This window comes from Sandaracinobacteroides saxicola (assembly GCF_014117445.1).
Taxonomy (GTDB): Bacteria; Pseudomonadota; Alphaproteobacteria; order Sphingomonadales; family Sphingomonadaceae; genus Sandaracinobacteroides_A; species Sandaracinobacteroides_A saxicola.
This window is the reverse complement of record NZ_CP059851.1, coordinates 326609-349845: the sequence shown is the minus strand read 5'-3', so window position 1 is coordinate 349845 and position 23237 is coordinate 326609. Positions and strand designations below refer to the sequence as shown.

The following is a 23237-nucleotide window of genomic DNA, read 5'->3' as shown; positions in this document are numbered from 1 at the left end:
GCAGGGTTCTGAGCTGGATCCTTTGCGAATCCCGGGAAGGCGGCATGTGACGAATCCTCCGATCGATCGCGCTTCTATCAGAGGTTTTGTCACAAGTCACCTAAGCGGCAGGCTAGCCCGCAGTTGCCTATCCGCCATCTATAGGCAGCAGAAACTGACCATCCGCATCTGCATGCAGGCTCGCCCGGATGCTGGTCGGTCCCAGCCTCTCAAGCGCCTGGAGCGTCTCCTCGCGGCGAGCCCGGTTCATGACCCACCGACGCCGCCAAGCGGCACCGATGTCAGGACAGGTCGCGTAGGTGTCGGTTGCCGGCGTCAAATTCAGCAGCGCTGACCTTGACCCAGGGCTGAGTTCACACCCGTAAAAGATCCGCGGCGTCGCATGGTGTAGGATCGCATCGCTCTTCAGCCCCAAGGCATCAAGACCTTCCCGGATTTGCCGCAGCCTAGGGCTTGTGCCTTCGCCGAACCGGTTGTTCACCCGCCGCGAGTCGTGACGGGACATCGCCATGCTTCTCAAGGCCTGAGCGGTCTCGCCGCCCAGGTGGAGGGTGCCGAAGCCGCCGGTAAGGCTCTTCCCGATTGCACCCCATTTGATGTCGTAGGGGAGCCCGGGGTGGTCATCGGCACGAAGCACGAGGCGATTATACTGACTGGAGCCCACGCCGTAGAGGCTGGTGGTTGTCAGGATTTTGAGATCGGCAGGCTTCGATATGGCACGTCCCGCCATCTGCGAGGCGATGACACTGGTCTGACCGCCATAACGTCTCGAGTAGGCGTCCCTGACTTCCTGAGACGTCAGGAGGAGCGCGACGAGCTTGCCACCTAGCAATTCATTGTACGGGTGAACGGCGCCGCAGATACTGACGTCGGCAACCTCGCTGGACAAGCCTGCCTTACGGAACTCCGCAAGCGCGATGTCCAAGGCCCGCTGTCCGCTGCGGGTTGCAAACAGACGCTCCAGCCCAGCCGCCGGCTCCCGGATCAAATTCGCGCCCTTCAACATGCCCTTTGCGAAAAGAAGCTGGGCAAGGCTCTCGGCGCGCTTGCGAACAAACAGCAGATCTTCCGAGGCCGCTCGCCAATCGGAGTCCGGCTGAGCGCTCTTCAGAACGCCGCGATGTGGCCGAACCTGACCATCAGCATCTCGATGCATTTCGTAGTGATCACGTAACTGCTGATCCCGCGCGAAAGCGGCGCCGGCAGCCCTCTGCTCTAACCGCAGCGCGACCGTTTCACCCGGATCCGCGATTTCATCGATGGTCGCCAAATCATCCCAGCGTACGGCGTTTATCGACGAGTCGATCCGATGCATCAGCGAAGCGCCGAAATCGCCCGCGTCCCAAACCTCTGAGCGCACCCGCTCCTCAGCTGCGTCGCGAAGCCAGCCAATCCAGTTGTCCCGCGCAGCCAGCCGCATGACGGGGCTGGCGAGCATGGCGATCCCCATGACCGGCCGCAGCGGTCGCGCCGCGTTCCGGATCAGCACCATCATCTGACGCCCCGGAATCGAACGATATTCGTGCGCCCAGGTGTGGCGAAAGTAACGCCAGATATCGATGAGGGGCAGCCCGGTATCGGCGCATTTCGCGCCGGCCTCGGCGATCTCGACGACAGGGTCGATGATGCCTCTCAAGGCGATCTCCCGATCGTCGTCCGGCAGATGTTCGATCGACCGCAGAGCTTTGGCGAGTGACACCCCGTCGTCGATCAGGTCGATAATTGAAGCGCGATGGCCAGATCGGAACGTGCGCCTTTCGACCCTGATCAAGAAATTGCGAACCGCCGGTTCCTGCAATTGTCGGCGCCGAGCGCTCTGAAGGGCCGCTCGAACCCGAACCTTGATATCGTCGACGGACTGTTCGTCCGTTCGAGAGATGCCCGGAGGCTGGAAAGTTATGCGATCGGACTCCAACGCGACTTGCCAGCCCTGTTCGCACAGATCTGCGACGAGCAGGCAAACCGCCCGCAACTTTATGCTGTCGCCGTCATCGATGTAGCGCCGCGCGAGGGAGCGCAATTCGTCGGCAAAACTGGCAGGAAGGGCGGCACCAGGATTGAGGAGGGCATGAAGTTGCTTGCGTTCCCCCGGCGCCAGATAGGGGGAAAACGCGCGCGAACGGCCTGGACCAAATAGTTTCTCGTCAGTGGACACTCAAACCCCAGAATCGCAAGGGGCCGCGCAAGCGACCCCTTTGGACGATAGCCCAACAGGGTCCTCTTCGCTAGGGAAGTTCGTCCGACCAAGCTGACACGCCCACATCCGTGCCATCGCCCACGCTCAGGTGTTCGGCCAACATCCCCAACGCAAGGTCGAGACGTTTTGACCAGGACTGCAGTTGGTCAGACGCCCGTTGTCGGTCCTCCTCCGGCCCTTCAAGCATGACGTCGCCAAGCGAGAAGAGCAGGATTTCGAGCGCTGAGCGCAGTTCTGGCGTCGACATCCGGCTATCGTAAATCTCTTCGAAAAATCGGTGCGCCGTGTTGAGGTGCAGGGTCCGTGCGCCATGCTCGCGGCCTACCCTGAAGAAGGGCTGCCCGATCAGATGTTCATATTCAAGCCGATAAGGGGAAACGCGTAACGCCAGATTCCACTGGTGCTGATCGCCTCCCGCGACGCCCATCGCGCCGGCGATTGTCATGGCGCGCTCGGACAGTCGCTGCTCCCCCGCACCTGGCGACAAGGCCTCCTGTCTTCGCTCGGCTTTCGCTTCTTTGACCTTGTTACGCAACTGCTCGATCGCCTTGGGAAGGCCCGCTGCCCGCAGGTGGTCCCAAATGAACGGCGAGACTGTGACCTGCTGCTTGGACGTCGTGACCCCGAAGGCTTCGTCGAGAGTGGCGGAGAACTCGACTTCGACCTTGATATAGCGGTCGTTGTTGATGAAGCTCGTCCAAGGCGTACGCGTCTGTACGTCGATGAGACGGCCATTCCGGCTGAAGATCAGCCCGTGATAATCTTTCAGGATCGAGAAGCGAGGATTTGCATTCAGACCAACGGCGTCTCGACCTTTGTCGATGGAGCCAAAACTCGGCGGAAACCAAGCATAGCGAAGGGTGACCGCGCCGAGATAGGCATTGGACTCAGGATCGCGGATCTCGATCCGAACCGGATCGAAGGGGTTGGACCGATCCGTGTCAAGGTCGACCAGATGGAAGCCGGGGGTTAAAAACAACGGATCGATCGGCTCGACAAAGGTGCCGTCCACGAACAGCGCCGCCTCCCCTCTTAGCTTGTGATAGGTGACGCCGAACTGTCGGCAGAGATTGTCTCGCAGCCCCTGCGCAGTCGTCCATTCCAGCCGGTCTAGCTTTTCGACCAGGATGATCGTTCCGGACCGGAAGCCGTCTGGATAAGCTTCGGCGATGTGCCGGCGAACGAAAGGCGGCAGTTCGGCAGGGACCGGTTCAGGTACGACGATGTCTCCCGAAGCAACGGTGTAATCGCCCGCAGTGATAGCATCGAGGTCGAGGGTGACGCTTCGAAATGAACCATCGGTGACATGCGAAATGACGGTGAACCGCCGCCCCAGGCTGACGGACGAGCATGGTAGACCATAGCCGTACCGCCCAAGCCCCCGACGGTCGTTTTCCCGGTGCGTGCCACCCCACATGACCGCCATACGGATCATTTCTGCTTCCATGCCGTGGCCGTTATCAACGACGGCCAACTGCATCGGCTTCTTGTTGGAAGTGGTACCCTCGTAGCCAAACAGGACATCGACGCGATCCGCGTAGGCCTGAAGGGCGTTGTCGATCAGTTCAGCGATCGCGTCGCCATTGCTGCGATACCCAATGTCCCGGATGCCTCGAACAAAGGCCTCCGGAACCATCAGGCCAAAGCGCGAGCGTTGACCGCGACTCGCGGCGTAGGTGCGCTGAGCGTCGAGAACCGGACCGAAATCCGGCTCCCGCGCCGACTGTCTGACGTAGGACATCGCTCAGGCGGCCGCCTGCATATCCGCGCAGAAGCTGTCCATGCGTCTCTTCAATACGAAGCGGCTCATGTTAACCTGCTGAGCCGCCTCTTCGATCGTGTGGTCGTCGAGATGGATCAGACGGAGCGCTCGCGCCACCTCCGGAAGGGCGTGCTTGAGAACGGCGTCGGCTTCGACCCGGAACTCGATCCTTTGAATCTCCACCTGCTGCTGGCGATCCGAAAAGCGATCGAAGTCGATGTGCCCGAACTCGCCTTCCAGGACCGTATTGCCCTCCACCGTATAAGCGTCGGCGATACGGCCAACATCTTCGGCAGCGATCTTCGCCGGAACCGTCTGCCGAGCAGCGGCCGACTTGAACTTGGCAGGACGAGTCCGTTCGCCCGGCGGCGCATAGTTGGCGCGCACCGTGCGCATTGCCGCGAGGACAGCGTGCCGGAACAGGATGCGACCGCTGTGCTTGGTCAACGCGCTGGCGCCCACCTTGAACAGTTCGACGAACGCCTCAAGGCAGATTTCTTCGTGCAGGTCGTCCGGCAGATCCGGCGCTTTAGCGCGGGTCAGCCGAAGGGAGTAGCGCTCGGCTTCAGCGCCGAGACGCTGCTGATTATACGGCTGGCCCGTAAGGGCGGCCTGGATCAACTGATCCAACATGACTGTTGTGACGCCGTTGCCCACGGAGTCCTCCTTTCGCTGCGATTGCCTTCAAAACTCAGCTTGAAGGCCGTTGCAGCGTCCGGGGACATGACGGCTCTTGGCCGCACCTACACTGGTCTCGAGCTGTACTCGTACTTCGGCCATGATAGCGCGCCTGCGACCGGCAGGCTAGAGGGTGAGGACGTTGGCCACGTCCTCACCCCAAACGGTCACGCGGCGGCGGCCTGATTGCCCTCGTCTCCGGCCTCGTCATCTGTATCGACATCAGCCGACTCGGCAGTCTCTTCGTCGACCGGGGCATTTGCCTGTTGCAGCATTTTATAGGCGTTGGCCAAGAACGGGCTCCACGCCTGCTCACGCTGCGTCTCGTACCAAGCGGCACAGGTTTCGTCCTCAATGACCAGTTCCGCACGAGCGAGCGTGATCAGCAACACATCGAGCGCCTGCTTTGCCTGATTGCCCTGCGCGAACTTCAGGAGCGGGCCATACAGGGCCTGGAAGAAGGCATGCTCGCGGTTGATCAGCACCGCGACCTGTCCGCCCGTTTGCCACTCGGGCTTGTAGAACGGCCCCTTGGGTTCGTCATAGAAATCGATGACGTAGGGCCGCTGCTTGGCCTGGTCCTCCAGTGCTTTGCGGGCACTTTCGATCGAGGTCTTGGTGACCTTAGCCTGCTGCTTCGCCTGCTGTTCGAGTTCCTCCCGCACCTGTCCCTTGGCGCGATCGGTGACCCGCGGCTTGTTCCCGGTCATGGAGTCGGCCTGAGCCGCCGCCGTCTCGGCGACGGTCGCGACAGCGCTTCGCGCCGCTTCCGCGGCCTCGCGCTTTTCCTTCTCCTCCTTGCGCATCTTGCGCTGGTACGACTGTTCAAGGCCTAGTTGCTTGTCGACCCCCTCAAGGGTCAACAGACGCCATAGGTCTTCGATCGGCCGGACCGTCTGCTTGTCATTGGTGATGCCGAAGATCTCGTCCAGCGCCGGATCGAAACGAACCTCCACGCCCCAGTGGTACGCATAAGATTGCAGGAGCGGCCAATCGCCCAGACCCTTGGCCTGATCGCGCATCGACTTGGGGAAAACGTCCACGGTTTCGATTTCGCGACCCGCCCGAACGAAGGACATGCCGCGGCGGGTCTTGCGAATTTCGAAACGACGGTGGCTGTCGTTCTCCGCCTTGCCCTTGCTGTGCTCGGCAAAGCCATACGGAAACCGGCTGACGCGAATGTAAATCGCGCCGGCAGCTTCAAGATTCGGATCCTCCGAATCCAGTTCCGCAATATCCTCGACCTTCGACAGCGAGAGGATGCCCTCCTCGTCGCGTGCGTATTTCACCGGAATGTTCCAGTCGCGCTGCATCTTCGCACCGCCCTTGTCCTCATCGAGGTAGAAGCGCGCGCCCTTCGTCAGGAAGAGCGGATCGACCGGCTCGATTTTGGAGCCTTCAACGTACAGTTCCGCCTTGTCGAGCAGGTAGCGGTAGGTCACGCCAAAATCATCGACCAGATGCTCGCGCATCAGCGCCGGTGTCCGGTACGAGATGCGGTCCGGCTCGACCCACACGACCACCGTGCCGTGGTCAAACGAGAGGCCCTTATTGTCCAAGTAGGTCTGCACGAACTCGGGCAGTTGCGCTTCGACGGGCGCAGGGATCGCCTGCAAGCCATGATCCTTGACGTCGCGGGCGTCCAGCCAGGCCTTCGTGAGCGTCGGCGCGCCGGAGACTTTGGTGTAGACCTCTACCAGGCGAGTTTGGTTGATCGACGCATTCGGCAGGCCGAAGCCAAACTTGCCGATGAAGTCGGGCTCATCGAAGTGCGTGCCGGCGCCCCAGGACAGCGCGTACTGGGCCATCTTCGGGATCATGCCAGAGCCGTTGTCGATGAACGCGATCGCGCTGATGGAGTCGGCGCGCTGATAAGCCTTCAGCGTCTTGGGACGCTCGAAGCAGACATCGACGCGGGTCGCCCCAGCTTCCAAGGCGTTATCGACGATTTCGCGGGCCGCAGATGCCGTGTTGCGGTATCCGCTGCGCCGCTGGGACTCGAGCGCCTGCGCCGCATTGAAAAGCGGGAAGGCGTAGTTCTCCGGCAAACGGTCGAGGTACTTCTGCTGGCGCTCGACCTCGGTGAGCAGGCGGTCGCTGGTGGTGTTCAAGTCAGTGGTGGTCATGTCATCCTCCTTTGATCACGGCTCCTGGCCGCGTGGTGACACTTACACTAGGCCAACATCCCGAGCCTAATGTGCGCGGTTCGACAAACTTTTTTTCAAAGTATTGAAATACAGATCTATTTTGTTGCTCAGGAAGCCCTAAAGCTCGGCGCGCAGCCGTACAACCCATGGTGAGATCGCGCCTCGAACGGTCTTTTCAGCTCTGCCTGCCGCCATATGACGGCACGCAGGTCGACGGATCTCTTCAACCAAACTCCCAAGTGGAGATAGGTTAAAACGTCGGCAGATTGGTAGCCAGAAACCCGCTAATTGAGATTCGACAGCGCTGTCTACCGCCGTAAGCGGTTGAGGGGAAAGCATTCCCCTGCAGCTGAGCCGTGTCTCAGCCGACCCCTTCTGCGGGGAGTTCCCCGCAACGCCCCCGAGAGTGAGAGTGCAGGCTGGGTTTTCCGTGACGGGTTGAAGGCTGGGAGAGAGGCTTCCGGCGCCCGTAGCGGAGACCCGCGATGACGAAACTTGATCCACGCTGCCGGCCGAGCGCCGACCGGACGAGCCTGTATGACGAAATCACCGGCAAGATCCTGGCCGAACTTGAGGCCGGACGGTTGCCTTGGGTCCAGCCCTGGGGGACGGCCGCGGCCAAGGCGCCACTCGCCATGCCGACCAACGCCGCAACTGGGCGCAGTTACTCGGGGGTCAATGTGCTGGTCCTCTGGGGCGCGGTGATCTCGCTTGGCTTCCCGAGCCAAGGCTGGCTGACCTTCCGCCAGGCCCTGTCGCTCGGCGGCAATGTCCGAAAGGGCGAGCGCGGCACCACCGTCGTCTATGCCGACCGCTTCGTGCCGGACGGTGAACGCCGTCGTGCGCGAGAGACCGGCGACGACGTACAGGCGGTCCCGTTCCTGAAGCGCTTCACGGTCTTCAACGTCGCTCAGTGTGACGGCCTGCCCGAGGACCTCGTGGCCGCCGTGCCGACGCCCGAACCCGGGCTGATCGAGCCCACGGTCGACGCGCTGATCCGGGCGAGCGGGATCGACTTTCGCATCGGCGGCGACAGGGCTTACTACGCGCCGGCACCTGACTATGTGATGGTGCCGCCGCCCCAGGCCTTCTTCGAGCCCATCAACTGGCATCGCACGGCGCTGCATGAATGCGCCCATGCCAGCGGCGCGGCCCATCGGCTGGGGCGCGATCTCACAGGATCGTTCGGCTCCAAGAAATACGCGTTCGAGGAACTGGTGGCCGAAATCGCCTCGGCCCTCTGCTGCGCCGCCCTCGGCATCGCCCCGACCGTCCGCCACGCCGACTACATCGGATCCTGGGCCGAGGTCCTGCGCGAGGACAATCGCGCCATCGTCCGTGCAGCCAGTCAGGCAAGCAAGGCAGCGGACTGGTTGCTGGCCTTCGCCCCAAATGCGGGCGAACCGGGTCAGGCAATTGCCACCACCCCCGAGGCCGCACGCCAGGCGGCCTGACCGACTCGTTATCGGTCCAAGCATCGGCGCAGTCCCGTCTTTCCGGCTCTACGGCGTTCCGGCTTTCCGGAAGCGATGAGAGGAAGAGGGCTGCGCCGATTTTCGTGACGGGTTGGAGGTCGGGAGAGAGGCTCCAGGCCGCCCGTCGCGGAGACCTGTCATGGCCACTGCCATTCAGAAGATCACCCTGTCGCCGTCGCGCGACATCCCCTTCAACAAGCTCACGCTCTCGCAGGCGAACGTCAGGCGCATCAAAGCCGGTGTGTCTATCGAGGAACTCGCAGAGGACATCGCGCGCCGCGGTCTCCTGCAGAGCCTCAACGTCCGGCCCGTCCTCGATGCCGATGGCGCTGAGACCGGCCTGTACGAGATCCCGGCCGGCGGGCGTCGCTACCGGGCGCTCGAGCGCCTGGTGAAGCAAAAGCGCCTCGCCAAGACTGCCCCCGTGCCGTGCGTGGTGCGCGATCCCGCGACGCCGATTCTGGCCGAAGACGACTCCCTCGCAGAGAACCTTCAGCGTGCCCCGCTCCACCCGCTCGATCAGTTCCGGGCGTTCCAGGCGCTGCGCGACAAGGGCCAGTCCGAGGAAGACATTGCCGCGGCCTTCTTCACCTCGGCCCATGTGGTGAAGCAGCGTCTGCGCCTTGCCGGCGTCTCGCCGAAGCTTCTCGACATCTATGCCGAGGACGGCATGACGCTGGAGCAGCTGATGGCCTTCACGGTCGGTGCCGACCATGCAAGGCAGGAACAGGTCTGGGAGACTATCGCAGGCTCCTGGTCCAGGGAGCCGTATCAGATCCGCCGGATGCTGACCGAGAAGACGGTGCGCGCGTCGGACCGCCGCGCCATGTTCGTCGGGCTCGATGCCTATGAAGCCGCTGGCGGAACGGTCCTGCGCGATCTCTTCCAACAGGACGATGGCGGTTGGCTCGCCGATATCACCCTGCTCGATACCCTGGTTGCCGCCAAGCTGAAGACAGAGGCCGAGGCCATCGCGGCCGAAGGCTGGAAGTGGATCGAGGTCGCTGCCGACTTCCCCTACGGTCACACCCATGGTCTACGCCAAATCGACGGCGTCGCCGCCGAACGATCGGCAGACGAGCAGGCGACGATCGATGCGCTCAACGCCGAGTACCAGCGGCTCGAGGCCGAGTATGAAGAAGCGGACGAACTGCCCGACGAGGTCGATGCGCGGCTCGGTGAGATCGAAGCCATGCTTGGCGAGTTCGACAACCGGCCGATGATCTTCGATCCGAGCGACATCACCCGTGCAGGCGTTTTCGTCAGCATCGGCGCGGACGGCAGGCTCGTGGTCGAACGCGGCTATGTTCGCCCGGACGACGAGGCGCCCCTCGTCCTGCCCGATGACGAGACCGATGGCGCTACGGCGGCGACCAGCGCCCAAGCCGGCGAACCCGGACCGAGCGGCACGTCCCGCACCGTCATCACGGTCGGCGGGCAGCCGATCGAAAGCGAGGACGACGAGGACGACGTGATCAAGCCGTTGCCCGAGCGCCTGGTGATCGAACTGACCGCCCATCGCACGCTCGCGCTGCGCGACGCCGTGGCGAGCAACCCACAGACCGCGCTGACGGCGCTGCTGCACAAGCTCGTCATCGACACATTCCAGCGCACCAGCACCGGCGGCGGATGCCTGGAAGCGTCCGTGCGACACGTCTTCTTCCCCGCACAGGCCGCCGACCTCAAGGACAGCCCCTCCGCACGCGCGATCGCGAAGCGTCAGGACGCCTGGAAGGCCGATCTTCCGCAGGACGATCAGGCGCTCTGGAACTGGCTGTCGGCACTCGACGACGAGAGCCGACTCTCGCTGCTCGCGCATTGCGTGAGCTTCGGCGTCAACGCGCTTTACGAGAAGCCGAACCCCTACGGCGGGAACGGCGTGTCCCAGCACGGGCTCGAACGCCGTCTTACCCAGGCCGACCGGCTCGCGCGGGCGACTGGTCTCGACATGGTGGAGGCCGGATGGCGTCCTTCGGTCGACAATTATCTCGGCCGGGTGCCGAAGCACCGCATCGTCGAGGCCGTGCGTGAGGGCGCGGGAGACCGGGCGGCGCAGCTCATCGAGCATCTGAAGAAGGCTGAAATGGCCAAAGAAGCCGAACGCCTTCTCGCCGACGCCCGGTGGCTCCCCGAGCCGCTGCGGCTCGCCGACACGGACACATCGTCCGAACCGGGCGAACCCGAAGCTGAGGGAAGTTCCGTGGATCTGCCGGCGTTCCTCTCAGGCGACGAGGAAGCTTCGGACGAAGATTCCGAGCCGCTCCCGGCCATCGCAGCCGAGTAGCCGATCCAGGCGGGACCGCTCCGGCGGTCCCGCATCTTTCCTCATAAGCCCCTTCCATCAGCCCGGTCGCCACGCCGGGCTTTTCCATGTTCTTGGGAGACTGTCATGGCAGACTATTTCACGCACTTCTCCTGCCTGCTCGACGTCGGCACGCCACAAAATGCCGCGCGTGCGCTCGATCTCTTCAATGCCTTGTCCGAGGCTGGCGCGCCAGAAGAACCGCCGTCGGAGGGCTTCCTCATTTCCATCCAACCGGAGCACGGAGGCTCGCAGCTCTGGCTACGGGATGACGTCTCCGGCGATCCCGAACGGCTGATCCAGTTCGTGAAACTCTGCGCGGCGGAGTTCAGCCTCAAGGGCCGTTGGGGCTTCCAATACGCCAATACCTGCTCGCGGCCCCGGCTCAATGCGTTCGGTGGCGGTGCGCACGTCCTCGACCTCGGCACGGGTGAGACCCTCGGATGGATCGACACCGATGGCTGGCTCGCCGCCGCGGTGGATGGAGGTGATCCCGATGCCTGAGATCATCGAGACCATCGTCTATCGCCTCGACGAACTCTCAGCTGCGGCGAAGGATGCCGCGCGCGGATGGTACCGCGAGGGCGGCTTCGATTATGACTGGTTCGAGTTCGTCTATGACGACTTCGAACGTATCTGCGCGATCCTCGGCATCCGCCTCAGGACGCGCCCTGTCCCGCTGTTCAGCGGCAGCACCCGCTCGAAACCCTGCATCTGGTTTTCGGGCTTCTGGAGCCAGGGCGACGGAGCCTGCTTCGAGGGCGACTACCGACACGCGAGATCCGCCTCCGGCCGCATCCGGGCCTATGCACCGACGGATACCGCGCTTCACCGGATCGCCGATACCCTCCAGCCCGTTCAGCGGCGCAACGTCTACCAGCTCCGAGCCACGATGACCCAGCGGGGGCGCTACTATCACGAGCAGTGCATGGCCATCATGGTCGATCGCGACAGTCCCGTGGGTCAGGACATGACCGCCGATGCAGAAGATGCCGTATCGGAAGCGCTCCGCGATCTGGCCCGCTGGCTCTACCGCCAGCTCGAACGGGAATACGAGCATCTGACCTCGGACGAGGTGGTTGACGAGGCGATTGCAGCGAACGGCTACACCTTCACCGAAGCGGGCCGGCGCTTCGGCTGATTCAGCCTGCCGCTCGCACGTCGAGAGGCAGAGGGGGCCGGGACGGGTTTGAGCCCGGACGGTCGAGAGAGAGCGCCCAAGGGCTCGCCCTGTTCCCGCTCTCCTCGAGGTCTTCCCCATGCACGATCGTTCCGCACCATGCGCGCAAGAACACAGGCCGGCGTCTCATCTGCCACGCGTCGATCGGACGGCCGCCCTGCTCGATGCCGCCCGATCCATCCTCGTCCACCTCGAGGCCGGCCGACGTGTCGACGCCACCCTGCTTCGTGACGCGATGGGAGCGAGCTTCAACGCGAGCGACGCTGCCGGAGCCTGGGATTGGAAACTGGCCTACGACGCCTGCGAGGCAGCAACTGTTCTCTTCCTCCGCAAATACGGCAAAGCGCTTTTGCAAAAAGCCGGCTCTCCGGCCGCTGCCCTGCCGCTGGTCGCAAAAGTCGCCGGTCTGCTTCCCACGCACACCCGCCGCTCCCTCGAAAGCGAGACGTTCCAGCAATTCTCAACGCCCATCCCGCTCGGATTCATCGCGTCGCGCGCGGCCGCTATTACACCTGCCGACCGTGTGCTCGAACCGTCCGCCGGGACCGGTTTGCTCGCCATTCTGTCCGAGATTGCGGGCGCTACTTTGATCCTCAACGAACTGGCGGAAACCCGCGCCAGCCTCCTGTCCTCCCTCTTCCCGACGGTCGCAGTCACGCGCTTCGACGCAGCGCAGATCGACGATCATCTGCACCCGGCTATGGTCCCGTCGGTCGTGCTGATGAACCCGCCATTCTCGGCGATGGCGAACGTCTCCGGTCGCATGGCCGACGCAGCGCTGCGACACATCGCATCCGCGCTCGCCCGCCTCGCCGAGGGCGGGCGCTTGGTGGCCATCACCGGCGCCAATGTCAGCCCGGAGCATCCAGCCTGGCGCGACGCGTTCATCCGACTGCAGGAGCGCGGACGCGTCGTATTCACCGCGAGCATCGACGGCGCCGTCTACGCCAAGCACGGCACCACTATCGAGACGCGGCTCACCGTCTTCGACAAGCTGCCAGCAGACGATCCGGCCCGGTTTCCCGCATCACAGGGTCAAGCACCCGACACGCAGACGCTTATGGGCTGGGTCACGGAACACGTTCCCCCACGGCTCACACTGGCGAGTTCGGTCGCCCTGCCGGCGCCGTCGGCGATGGCGCCGAAGCAGGTTGCCTGTCCGATTGCGCGCGGCACCGCGAACGCGCCGCAGAGGTCATCGCTCGAAGAGCCGGGTTACCTCGACATCTCCTATGAGACCCTCGACTGGAAGCCGGCCGAGGGTGGGCGACTGACCGACGCCATCTACGAGGAATACGGACTTCAGACGATCCGCATTCCCGGCTCTCAGGCCCATCCGACCAAGCTCGTGCAATCTGCGGCCATGGCGTCGGTCGCGCCGCCCAAGCCAAGCTATCGTCCACGCCTGCCCGAACGGCTCATCAACGAGGGCATACTGTCGGACGCGCAGCTCGAAACCGTGATCTATGCCGGCGAGGCCCATACGGGCTTCCTCAGCGGCGCCTGGACTGTCGACGCGACGTTCGATGTCGTCTCTGCTGCACCTGACGAGGCGGCATCCGCCGTCCGCTTCCGGCGCGGTTTCATGCTCGGCGACGGCACGGGCGCCGGCAAGGGGCGCCAGTCCGCCGCCATCATCCTCGACAACTGGCTGCACGGTCGGCGCAAGGCCGTCTGGATCTCGAAGTCGGACAAGCTGATCGAGGACGCGCAGCGCGACTGGTCGGCCCTGGGCATGGAGCGCCTGCTGGTGACGCCGCTCTCGCGCTTCTCGCAGGGACGGCCGATCACACTGCCGGAAGGCGTCCTATTCACCACCTATGCCACGCTGCGGTCCGATGAGAAGGCCGACAAGGTTTCGCGCGTCCGCCAGATCGTCGATTGGTTGGGCTTCGATTTCGACGGGGTGATCATCTTCGACGAGAGCCATGCCATGCAGAACGCCGGCGGCGGAAAGGGAGAACGAGGCGATGTCGCGCCATCGCAGCAGGGCCGTGCCGGCTTGCGGCTCCAGCACGCCCTCCCCGGCGCTCGGATCGTCTACGTCTCGGCGACAGGCGCCACCACCGTCCACAATCTCGCCTATGCCCAGCGTCTCGGCCTGTGGGGCGGCGAGGATTTCCCGTTCGTCACCAGGGCCGAATTTGTCGCAGCCATCGAGGCCGGCGGTGTCGCGGCGATGGAGGTACTGGCCCGCGATCTTCGCGCCCTCGGCCTCTATACTGCCAGGTCCCTGTCGTATGACGGCGTCGAGTACGAGCTGGTTGAGCACGCGCTGACCGATGAGCAACGCCGCATCTATGACGCCTATGCTGGCGCGTTCTCGATCATCCACAACAATCTCGATGCCGCGATGCGGGCCGCGAACATCACCGGCGAGACCGGAACCCTCAACGCCCGCGCCAAATCTGCGGCCCGCTCGGCCTTCGAGAGCACCAAGCAGCGCTTCTTCGGGCATCTGCTGACCTCGATGAAGACCCCAACGCTGATCCGTTCGATCCAGCGTGATCTCGATGACGGACACGCGGCCGTCGTCCAGATCGTCTCCACCGGTGAGGCGCTGATGGAGCGGCGACTGGCCGAGGTGCCGACTGAGGATTGGAACGACGTGCGCGTCGACATCACGCCGCGCGAATATGTGCTGTCTTACCTTCAACACTCCTTCCCGGTGCAGCTCTACGAGCCGTTCACCGACGCGGAAGGCAATCTCTCCTCGCGACCCGTTTCCCGCGACGGGCAGCCCGTCGAAAGCCGCGAAGCGGTCGCCCGGCGTGACCGGCTGATCGAGAAACTCGCAAGCCTGCCACCGGTGCCTGGCGCGCTCGATCAGATCGTCCAGCGCTTCGGAACCGACCTGGTGGCCGAGGTGACCGGGCGATCGCGGCGCATCATCCGCAAAGGTGATCGGCTCATGGTCGAGAACCGTCCGGGCTCCGCCAACCTCGCCGAGACCGCCGCCTTCATGGATGATGCCAAGCGCATCCTAGTGTTCAGTGATGCTGGCGGCACCGGGCGCAGTTATCACGCCGACCTCGCGGCGCGTAACCAGCGCCTTCGCGTCCACTATCTCCTCGAGCCGGGCTGGAAGGCCGACGCCGCCATTCAGGGCCTTGGTCGCACCAACCGCACCAACCAGGCGCAGCCGCCGCTGTTTCGTCCGATCGCAACCGATGTGAAGGCCGAGAAGCGCTTCCTGTCGACCATCGCCCGCCGGCTCGACACGCTCGGGGCAATCACCCGCGGCCAGCGCCAGACCGGCGGACAGGGCCTCTTCAGACCCGAGGACAATCTCGAAAGCCCCCACGCGCGCGACGCGCTGCGCCAACTTTACATGCTGATCGTCCGCGGCAAGGTCGATGGCTGCCCGCTCCAGCTCTTCGAGAGCGCCACCGGCCTCAGCCTGATGGACGACACGGGCATCCGCGACGAGCTGCCGCCGATCACGACCTTTCTCAATCGGTTGCTGGCGCTGACGATCGACCTGCAGAGCATATTGTTCAGGGCCTTCGAGCAACTTCTCAATGCCCGGATTGCTGGAGCACTGGCCAGCGGAACCTATGACATCGGGCTTGAAACGCTGAAGGCCGAAAGCTTCGTCGTCACCGACCGGCACACCATCTACACGCATCCCGCCACTGGCGCGGAAACCCGCTTGCTGACGATCACTCAGCGCGAGCGCAACCGGCCCCTGTCGCTCGAGCAAGCCTTCGAGCTTCTCGCCGATCCACGGGCGGCTCTGCTCATCAACGAGCGGTCCGCAAGGGCGGCGGTGCAGGTGCCTGCCCCGAGCATCATGTTGGATGATGGCGAAATCGAACGCCGGGTGCGCTTGCTCCGGCCGATGGAACATCACCATGCATCGCTGGCGTCGATGGCGGAAAGCCATTGGCGAGTGGCCGATCGCGAGGTCTTCGCGGCGGCATGGCAGCGCGAACTGGGGCAGATCCCCGAGTTCACCAACAGCACGATCCATGTCGTCGCCGGGCTCCTGCTTCCAATCTGGAAGCGTCTCCCGGATGAGTGCACGCGTGTCTATCGCCTCCAGACGGACGACGGTGAACGCATCATAGGTCGACGCGTGTCTCCAGCTTGGGCGGCCAACGCGCTCGCGATCGAAGTGCCCACGCTGACGGCTGCCGATGCCTTCGCAGCCTTGGTGGCCGGCGGCACGGTGATCGATCTCGCCGAAGACCTACAGCTCCACCGCGTGCGGGTGATGGGCGTCCACCGCATCGAGCTATCGGGCTTCTCCGACACGATGCGCGATCGCCTCCGATCCTACGGCCTGTTCCACGAGATCATCTCCTGGAAGCTCCGGATGTTCGTTCCGACCGACGCGACCGGCGTGGCCGTCCTTGCCAAGGTGATGGAGCGCTATCCGGTCACGCGAATCTCTGAACGGGAGGCCGCGTGATGGCCAGCTTGCACGCATCCGATCTTGCTGCCCGCCTTGCCGGCCAAGCCGAAGCCGTGTGCCGGCACTATCTGTCCAACGGCACAAGACAGGGAGGCTACTGGCTGGTCGGCGACGTTCGCAACACGCCAGGCCGCTCAATGTTCGTGCGGCTCAAGGGGCCGCAGACGGGTAAGGGCGCCGTCGGCAAGTGGACCGACGCCGCCACCGGCGAGCATGGCGATCTGCTCGATGTCATTCGCGAAACCTGCGGCCTTCGCGACTTCAAGCAAATCGCCGAGGAGGCGCGGCGCTTCTTGAGCCTCCCGCATCCAGAGCCCGCACTAGAGTCGCGGCGGGCTAGGACGTCTGCGATGCCCATGGGTTCGCCAGAAGCCGCGAGGCGTCTCTTCGCGATGGCACGGCCAATCAGCCGTACACTCGCCGAGACGTATCTGCGCAGACGCGGCATTACGTCTTTGCACGAAACCGGATCGCTGCGCTTCCATCCTCGCTGCTTCTTCCGGCCCGATGAGCATTCCCCGACCGAGATCTTGCCGGCGATCATCGCCGCCGTCACGGATCTCAATGGCAAGCTCACCGGCGCGCACCGCACCTGGCTGGACCCCGACGGCTTCAACGAAGCGACCTTAGGCAAGGCGCCAGTCGAGACACCGAGACGGGCGATGGGCAGTCTCCTCGGTTCTGCCGTGCGCTTCGGATTGCCGGGCTCGGTGATGGCGGCCGGCGAAGGCGTCGAGACCATGCTGTCGCTGCGCTGCGTCCTGCCGACCATGCCGATGGTGGCCGCGCTGTCGGCGGCGCATCTCGCCGCCATCCAGTTCCCCGACACCCTGCACCGGTTGTATGTCGCGCGTGATGACGATCCCGCCGGCGATGCAGCGGTGACGACCTTGATGACCCGCGCGGAGCAAGCGGGCATCGAGGCGGTCATCCTGTCTCCGACGCTTGGCGACTTCAATGAAGACCTCCGGCTGCTGGGGCTCGCGGCGCTACGGGCGGCCATCCGAGTCCAGATCGCGCCCCAGGACGTCGCACGCTTCATGGAGCATGCAGCCTGACCGGGATGGAGGCAGGCGACCGCCGGTCGAGCACTTCGTGAAACGCCTGCATCTGGGATAACCGTTTCGCCAGAGGACCGCGCCCCGGCCTTCCAGAGGGCGATCGGCCATCAGACGGTCCATCCAGGCAACCTTGTGGCCGACTATTTTCCGGCGGCCCGTTCCACCCCACGCGGTCAAGCCGCGCGGGGACCCCGGCTCGGGCCTTTCCATCGCGAGACAAAATAGCCGGCCACTGCGGTCCTTCGCTCACGCTGCGGCCCCTCGCTTCGCTCCCGGTGCCAGTCCAGCCCGTCCGACGGCTTCGTCGCCATGAAGGCCGCGGCGGTCGCGGTCCAGCGAACGGAGCTTCCGATGAGCGAGCATGACGAATTTGAGCCCGACCACATCTCATCTCCCACCGACCACGTTCTGACCGAGCTTCAGCTCTACGGCTTCCATCCCCGCGAGGATGAACCCGATCCTCGACCAATCCCGGAAGATCGCGTGATCGCCGGCGCCGTCGCCGACATCTTCGACGCTCTGATCGCCACCATGGCCGATACCGGCCTCGACGCAGATCTCGACGACCTGCTCTGGTCAACGGTCAACACCTTCCACCGCGCCGTCGAACGGGTCGAACGCACGCTCGACGACAACGAGCAGGCGCAGAAGCAGGGGCAACGCGAACAGGACGGCTCCGAGGTGAAGGCCGTGCAACTCGAAGCGCTGATCGCCACCGGACAGCGGCTCATCGAACGCCGCGACGCCCTCGAACTCCTCCGCGACACCGGCGCCGACCTCTACCGGAAGACGACCGGCTCGAACTGGTCTCCCCGCCACGGCTCACGCGTCAACCATCGCCAGCTCACCTCTGCGATGATCGACAGCCGCGACTTCATCGCCGCGCGCAAACGCGCCGATCGCGAGGTGCTGCTGCCCGCCGGGACGAAGATCGCGCTAACCGGCGGGCTCGACTTCAACGACCACCAACTGATCTGGGCCAAGCTCGACCAAGTCCGCGCGAAGCATCCCGACATGGTGCTGATGCACGGCAAATCTCCGAAAGGGGCCGAGAAGATCGCTGCCCGCTGGGCCGACAACCGCGGCGTCGCGCAGATCGGCTTCGCCCCCGACTGGACCAAGCACGGCCGCTCCGCCCCGTTCAAACGCAACGATCAGATGCTGGACATACTGCCGATCGGCGTCATCGTCTTCCCCGGCACCGGTATCCAGGACAACCTGGCCGACAAGGCGAAGAAGCTCGGCATCCCGGTCTGGAGGTTCGGCGGCGCGTGAGCGCCGCCATCACGATCCGCTTGCAACGTCTGCTACCGACATTGCTTCGGTCGGTCGGCAATGAACGTTTAACCGCAACTAGCGGCCGCATCCCTAGCTACTTCTCCGGGCCCTTGTAGCTTGTCACGTATTCACTGCCCCACGCCTTCATCGCCCGAAGCACGGGTTCAAGGCTTCGGCCCCGCTCAGTGAGCGAGTATTCGACCCTCGGCGGCACCTCCGCGTAAACGCGGCGCGACACGATCCCATCGGCTTCGAGTTCACGCAGGTGCATTGTCAGTGCGCGCTGCGACGCGCCACCGCTGAGCTTCTTCAGCTCGCCGAACCGTCGCGTGCCATCGAGCAAGTGGAAGACGATGATTGGCTTCCACTTGCCGCCAGCGACCGCAATCGTCGCGGCGACGGGACATTGAAACTGGCGATCAGCACTTGGCATCTTTTTAGTATACAAAAGCACCCTAGCAGCAATCAAGTTGCCTACTTGCGTTTGGTGATCCGTCCGGACGATGGTCGACGCGAGGAGCAGAGATATGCGCGCAGCCTATTACGATCAGCAGGGAGACCCATTGGTCCTCCGGCTCGGCGAACTGCCCGATCCGATGGCCGGCCCTGGCGAAGTGCGCGTGCGCATCGCGGTCAGCGGGCTGAACCCGTCCGACACGAAGGGGCGTAGCGGATGGGGCGGCGCGCCGATGCCGTTCCCGCGCATCGTGCCTCATCAGGACGGCTCTGGCGTGATTGAAAGCGTCGGTCCCGGCGTCGATCCCGCACGGATCGGTGAACGTGTCTGGATTTACGAGGCGCAGCGCGGCCGCCCCTTCGGCACAGGCGCAGAGCTCTGCATCGTACCCGCCGAACAGGCGGTTGCGTTGCCCGAAGGGGTTTCGTTCGAGGTCGGTGCCTGTCTCGGCGTGCCCGCGATGACGGCGCATCGCTGCCTCCTCGCCGATGGAGCGATCGAAGAACGCTGGGTGCTGGTTCAGGGCGGCACGGGCGCGGTCGGACTGGCGGCGGTGATGCTCGCCAAGTATCTCGGCGCGCGCGTGATCGCGACGGTGAGCCGCGAACAACAGGCGCGCGTGGTCAGCGCTGCCGGGTGCGACCTCGTCCTGAACCGGCACGCCGACGACATCGCGTCGCACGTGCGCGAGGCAACGGATGGACACGGCGTCGACCGCGTCATTGACGTTTCGCTCGCCACCAACATCGCGACCGATCTCGCCTGCCTCGCCACCAACGGCGTCATTTGTGCCTACGCTTCGGACAGCGCCGATACGATGCTAACCGTGCCTTTCGTGCCCGCGCTGCTCGGCGGCGCAACGATCCGCTGGGTGTTCGTCTATGCCATGCCGCATCAGGCGCACCTCGATGCCGCGCGCGACATCAATGCCGCGCTGGCAAGCGGCGCCTGTCGCCCGGTCATCGGACTTGATCTGCCGCTCGACGAAATCGCCCGCGCCCACGCGGCGCAGGACAGCGGCACGGTCGTCGGCAAAATCCTTCTTCGCGTCGGTTGAGGCGGAGGATGCGCGTCTTCCTTACCGGTGCCACCGGCTATGTCGGCAGCCGAGTCGCAAACCTGCTAATCGAGGCAGGGCACGAAGTCATCGGACTGGCACGGTCGGATGCTTCCGCGCAGGCGCTCCACCGGATCGGCGTCGCACCGAAGCAAGGATCCCTCCGCGATACGGCGACGCTGACCAGCGCCGTGCAATCCGTTGACGCGGTCGTTCATACCGCATTCGACCACGACCTGTCCCGCTTCGGCGAGGCCGTCCAGACCGATCGCGCGGCCGTGCTCGCCATGTTGGACGGGCTGTCACGACCGGGAACTCGCTTCATCCTATCATCCGGCTCCGGCATTCTGGGCGACACCGGAAAGGAGGTGATCGACGATGCGGCGGAGACGGCGATGCCGGTCGCGGATCGTTCGGGCCGTGCGGCGGTCGAGCACCTCGTCGTTGACTACGGCCGCCGAAACAAGATGCATTGCGCCGTCGTGCGGCTGCCGCTTTTTGTTTACGGCCATGGAGGGAGCGTCTTCGTTCCCGCGCTCTTTAAGGCGGCCTGCAAGATTGGCTATTCGGGCTATGTTGGCGCGGGCGCAAACCTTTATTCAGCGGTTCATGTCGACGACGCTGCGACGCTTTATCGTATCGTCCTCGAAAACGCAGAACTCGGCGGTACATTGATCCACGCCGCCGCCGAGAATGGCGTCTCCGCGTTCGGCCTCGCCCAAGCCGTCGGTGTGGCGACGGAAAGGTCAGCTCTTTCGATTGATCGAAACGAGGCGACGACGATTTGGGGCGATTGGCTCGCCGCAATGATGGCGATCAACAATCAGACGGCAAGTTCGAGGGCGCGCTCACTCGGTTGGCGTCCGGTACATGAGGGAAGCATTCTCAACGAAATCGCGAAGGGGTCCTATCGCTTGCCGCCGCCTTGAAACGCCCAATGCCGATCGCCTGCTTTCCGGCAGCTTGGACTGATCAGCTTGCGATGGCGGTTGCTAACTCGATTGCCGCCTCGGCGTGGAGGGCGGTCGTGTCATACAAAGGCACAGCGCTGTCGTCGCGACCGACCAAAAGCATGATCTCCGTACAGCCCAAAATAACTGCCTCGGCTCCGCGCACAACCAGCCGGGCAATCACGTCCCGATACGCCTCGCGCGAAGAGTCGAGCACGCGCCCGGTGACAAGCTCTTCGTAGATGATCCGGTGGACCACAGCACGGTCGTCCCGATCAGGGATGAGCACCTCCAGCCCGTGCCGGTCTGTCAGCCGTCCTTTGTAGAACATCTGCTCCATCGTGAATGCGGTACCAAGCAGCCCGACACGGGCATGTCCGTCCGCTGTGATCCGTTCAGCCGTAGGGTCCGCGATGTGAAGGAGCGGGATTTCCACCGCATCCTCTACTTCCTTCGCCATTCGGTGCATGGTGTTGGTGCATATCAGGAAGAAGTCTGCGCCTGCTCGTTCCACCTGACGAGCCGCCTCCACCATGCGCTCCGTCAGGTCGGTCCAGCGTCCATCGTGTTGCAGGCGCTCAATCTCGCCAAAGTCGACCGACACCATCACACTCTTGGCTGAATGAACGCCGCCTAACCGAGTGCGGGTGCCCTGATTGATGATCCGATAATACTGCGCCGAGCTTTCCCAGCTCATGCCGCCAATTAGTCCGATGGTCTTCATCGGCTTTCACCTGCCTCGAAACGCCTCGTTTTGCTCAATTCCAGAGCTCGTCGTCCTCTTCTTAACTGGCATTGCAGGCGGTCGCTAGTAGATGCTCGCCACAGCGCTCATGGGGCTCGCAACCCGCTCAAGCAAGTCAGCGAAACGGCGATTTTTGTCACATGTCGCCCAGGGCCTGCCTGTCTGCATGCCACCGCAACTCGGACCTCGATACATGGCGGTTTGTAAGCGCCGCCGGCTCATTCTAGCCGTCAATGCACGCCCGTTTGCATGGGTTTCCCGATGTTCACGAGTTGCATCGCCACGATCGCCCACAAGGTCGGGTTCGTGGTGCAATGGGGTGACACAAGAACGTTCGGCGCCCCAGGCCCGACCTTGGCCGATCCTTGGCAACCGTGACGCGCTGACTGCAGTCAGCCAAACTTCGGTAAGCAAGCTGCAATCCCGCCCATATTCAGCGTCCGCCCACCCCCTCGTCCCTGCGCTGATCCTTGGTCCAACCGAGGGCCTGAAGCCATCAACCCGTGAAGGGTCGGCTACGCCATGGCGTGCCGCCGCTTCGTCTTCGCCTGCGCGGTGATTGCGGCCCACGGCCGGACACTTCGGGGCGCCTGTCAGCGGGGGATGGTCCTCCGCTCGGAACAGGAGCCGGACCGATGTCCCTCGACGCCGCTTACGCCTTCGCAAACAGCCTCGCTGGCACCCTGATGGTCGCCATCATCATCTTCCGGGCGGGCGACGGCACACTGTCCGTCACTCCCTGCAACGAGTTCGACGGCGATGCCGAGATCGTGGCCGAGATCGATCCGTTCGACGTCTGACGTCTGGCGGAACAGCTTCGCAGGCGGAGATCGGTTCGATTTCCGCTCCCGAAGCGCATCGAATTTGGCTATACTTTCTATTGCGCCTTGGTGGTGGTGGTCGGCGCACCCGTCAGACCTATTGTCACGGAGGCCACCACCATGATCGTCTTCGCCATTCTCGGTTCGCTTGCCGCCATCGGCGTGCTTTGCTGGTTGTTGTTCACGCTCGCTGTCTTTGCGCTCCCAGCCTTCATCGGCGTCAGCGCCGGCATCTGGGCGCATCAGACCGGCGCCGGCCTGCTCGGTGCCATCGTCATCGGCGCCGTTGGCGCCGGTATCGCACTCGGCGTCGGCCAGCTTCTGCTTGCCGTTCTGCGGCCGGCCTGGCTGAAAATCCTCGTCGCCCTGGCTTTCGTCGCGCCCGCAGCCATCGCGGGCTTTCACGCGACGCATGGCATCGTGAAGCACATCATGCCCTCGGAAACCTGGCAGCTCGCGTTCTCGGTCATCGGGGCGATTGCGGTTGCAGTCACGACCTTCATCCGCGTGACGTCGCTCACCCCGCCAGGATCGACTAGCCGGGGCGTTGCCAATGCCTGAATGCCCAACTGGCCGCAGAGCCGGACCAGAAAGCGGACGTGCACCACGCAACAACCATCGACCGACCTGATGTGAGATCGGGCGAAAGGGCGCGCACGTCAGCGCGCAACCTGTCATGGCGCAGTGCTCGCTGATCGTCTGATCCCAGG

General features: G+C 64.0%; 17 protein-coding genes. 11 read left to right on the top strand and 6 right to left on the bottom strand.

Translation table 11 applies throughout. The features are described 5' to 3' along the window. Positions 1–127: 127 nt before the first annotated feature. From H3309_RS01750 to H3309_RS01735, 4 genes are all read right to left on the bottom strand, one after another. Entirely contained in the window at positions 128–2155 is a 2028-nt protein-coding gene (locus H3309_RS01750) for a Druantia anti-phage system protein DruA (RefSeq protein WP_182296954.1), read from the bottom strand. Positions 2156–2225: 70 nt separating this feature from the next. Next, on the bottom strand, positions 2226–3938 hold the full coding sequence (locus H3309_RS01745; RefSeq protein WP_182296952.1) for an ATP-binding protein: 1713 nt from the start codon (positions 3936–3938) through the stop codon (positions 2226–2228). 3 nt (positions 3939–3941) lie between these two features. Then, a complete protein-coding gene (locus H3309_RS01740) occupies positions 3942–4616 on the bottom strand; it encodes a hypothetical protein (protein WP_182296950.1) in 675 nt (224 codons plus the stop codon). 188 nt (positions 4617–4804) lie between these two features. Next, a complete protein-coding gene (locus H3309_RS01735; RefSeq protein ID WP_182296948.1) occupies positions 4805–6763 on the bottom strand; it encodes an ATP-binding protein in 1959 nt (652 codons plus the stop codon). Positions 6764–7269: 506 nt separating this feature from the next. Between H3309_RS01735 and H3309_RS01730 the strand changes: the two genes are divergently transcribed. The 7 genes from H3309_RS01730 to H3309_RS01700 all read left to right on the top strand — a co-directional run bounded on the left by H3309_RS01730 (position 7270) and on the right by H3309_RS01700 (position 18494). Next, complete coding sequence (locus tag H3309_RS01730) at positions 7270–8238, top strand: ArdC family protein (RefSeq protein WP_182296946.1); 969 nt, start codon at positions 7270–7272, stop codon at positions 8236–8238. A gap of 160 nt (positions 8239–8398) precedes the next feature. Further along, the gene (locus H3309_RS01725) at positions 8399–10543 is read left to right on the top strand and encodes a ParB/RepB/Spo0J family partition protein (protein WP_182296944.1); all 2145 of its coding nucleotides are present in this window, start codon (positions 8399–8401) and stop codon (positions 10541–10543) included. A 105-nt stretch (positions 10544–10648) separates the two neighbouring features. Further along, the gene (locus tag H3309_RS01720) at positions 10649–11065 is read left to right on the top strand and encodes a hypothetical protein (RefSeq protein WP_182296942.1); all 417 of its coding nucleotides are present in this window, start codon (positions 10649–10651) and stop codon (positions 11063–11065) included. Further along, entirely contained in the window at positions 11058–11702 is a 645-nt protein-coding gene (locus tag H3309_RS01715; RefSeq protein WP_182296941.1) for an antitoxin of toxin-antitoxin stability system, read from the top strand. Before H3309_RS01720 ends, H3309_RS01715 begins: the two co-directional genes overlap by 8 nt. Positions 11703–11820: 118 nt before the next feature. After that, on the top strand, positions 11821–16155 hold the full coding sequence (locus H3309_RS01710; protein WP_182296939.1) for a strawberry notch family protein: 4335 nt from the start codon (positions 11821–11823) through the stop codon (positions 16153–16155). Beyond that, positions 16155–17216: a DUF7146 domain-containing protein gene (locus H3309_RS01705; RefSeq protein ID WP_182296937.1), complete on the top strand. Its 1062-nt coding sequence runs from the start codon at positions 16155–16157 to the stop codon at positions 17214–17216. The genes H3309_RS01710 and H3309_RS01705 overlap by 1 nt, the downstream gene beginning before the upstream one ends. Positions 17217–17570: 354 nt before the next feature. After that, a complete protein-coding gene (locus H3309_RS01700) occupies positions 17571–18494 on the top strand; it encodes a DUF2493 domain-containing protein (protein ID WP_182296935.1) in 924 nt (307 codons plus the stop codon). 97 nt (positions 18495–18591) lie between these two features. On the opposite strand, the gene H3309_RS01695 is transcribed toward H3309_RS01700, so the two are convergent. Continuing rightward, positions 18592–18930, bottom strand: a complete 339-nt coding sequence (locus H3309_RS01695) for a winged helix-turn-helix transcriptional regulator (RefSeq protein WP_182296933.1) — start codon at positions 18928–18930, stop codon at positions 18592–18594. Between the two features lie 94 nt (positions 18931–19024). Here H3309_RS01695 and H3309_RS01690 point away from each other — a divergent pair, with 94 nt between their 5' ends. Further along, positions 19025–20011 (top strand): NADPH:quinone reductase, encoded by a 987-nt coding sequence (locus H3309_RS01690; protein ID WP_182296931.1) that lies wholly within the window; start codon positions 19025–19027, stop codon positions 20009–20011. 8 nt (positions 20012–20019) lie between these two features. Then, a complete protein-coding gene (locus H3309_RS01685) occupies positions 20020–20940 on the top strand; it encodes an NAD-dependent epimerase/dehydratase family protein (RefSeq protein ID WP_182296929.1) in 921 nt (306 codons plus the stop codon). Between the two features lie 43 nt (positions 20941–20983). On the opposite strand, the gene H3309_RS01680 is transcribed toward H3309_RS01685, so the two are convergent. Continuing rightward, positions 20984–21685, bottom strand: coding sequence for an aspartate/glutamate racemase family protein (locus tag H3309_RS01680; protein ID WP_182296927.1), 702 nt, complete (start codon positions 21683–21685; stop codon positions 20984–20986). A gap of 656 nt (positions 21686–22341) precedes the next feature. On the opposite strand from H3309_RS01680, the gene H3309_RS01675 reads away from it, so the two are divergent. Continuing rightward, positions 22342–22506, top strand: coding sequence for a hypothetical protein (locus H3309_RS01675; RefSeq protein ID WP_182296925.1), 165 nt, complete (start codon positions 22342–22344; stop codon positions 22504–22506). A 141-nt stretch (positions 22507–22647) separates the two neighbouring features. Then, on the top strand, positions 22648–23088 hold the full coding sequence (locus tag H3309_RS01670; RefSeq protein ID WP_182296923.1) for a hypothetical protein: 441 nt from the start codon (positions 22648–22650) through the stop codon (positions 23086–23088). Positions 23089–23237 lie beyond the last annotated feature (149 nt).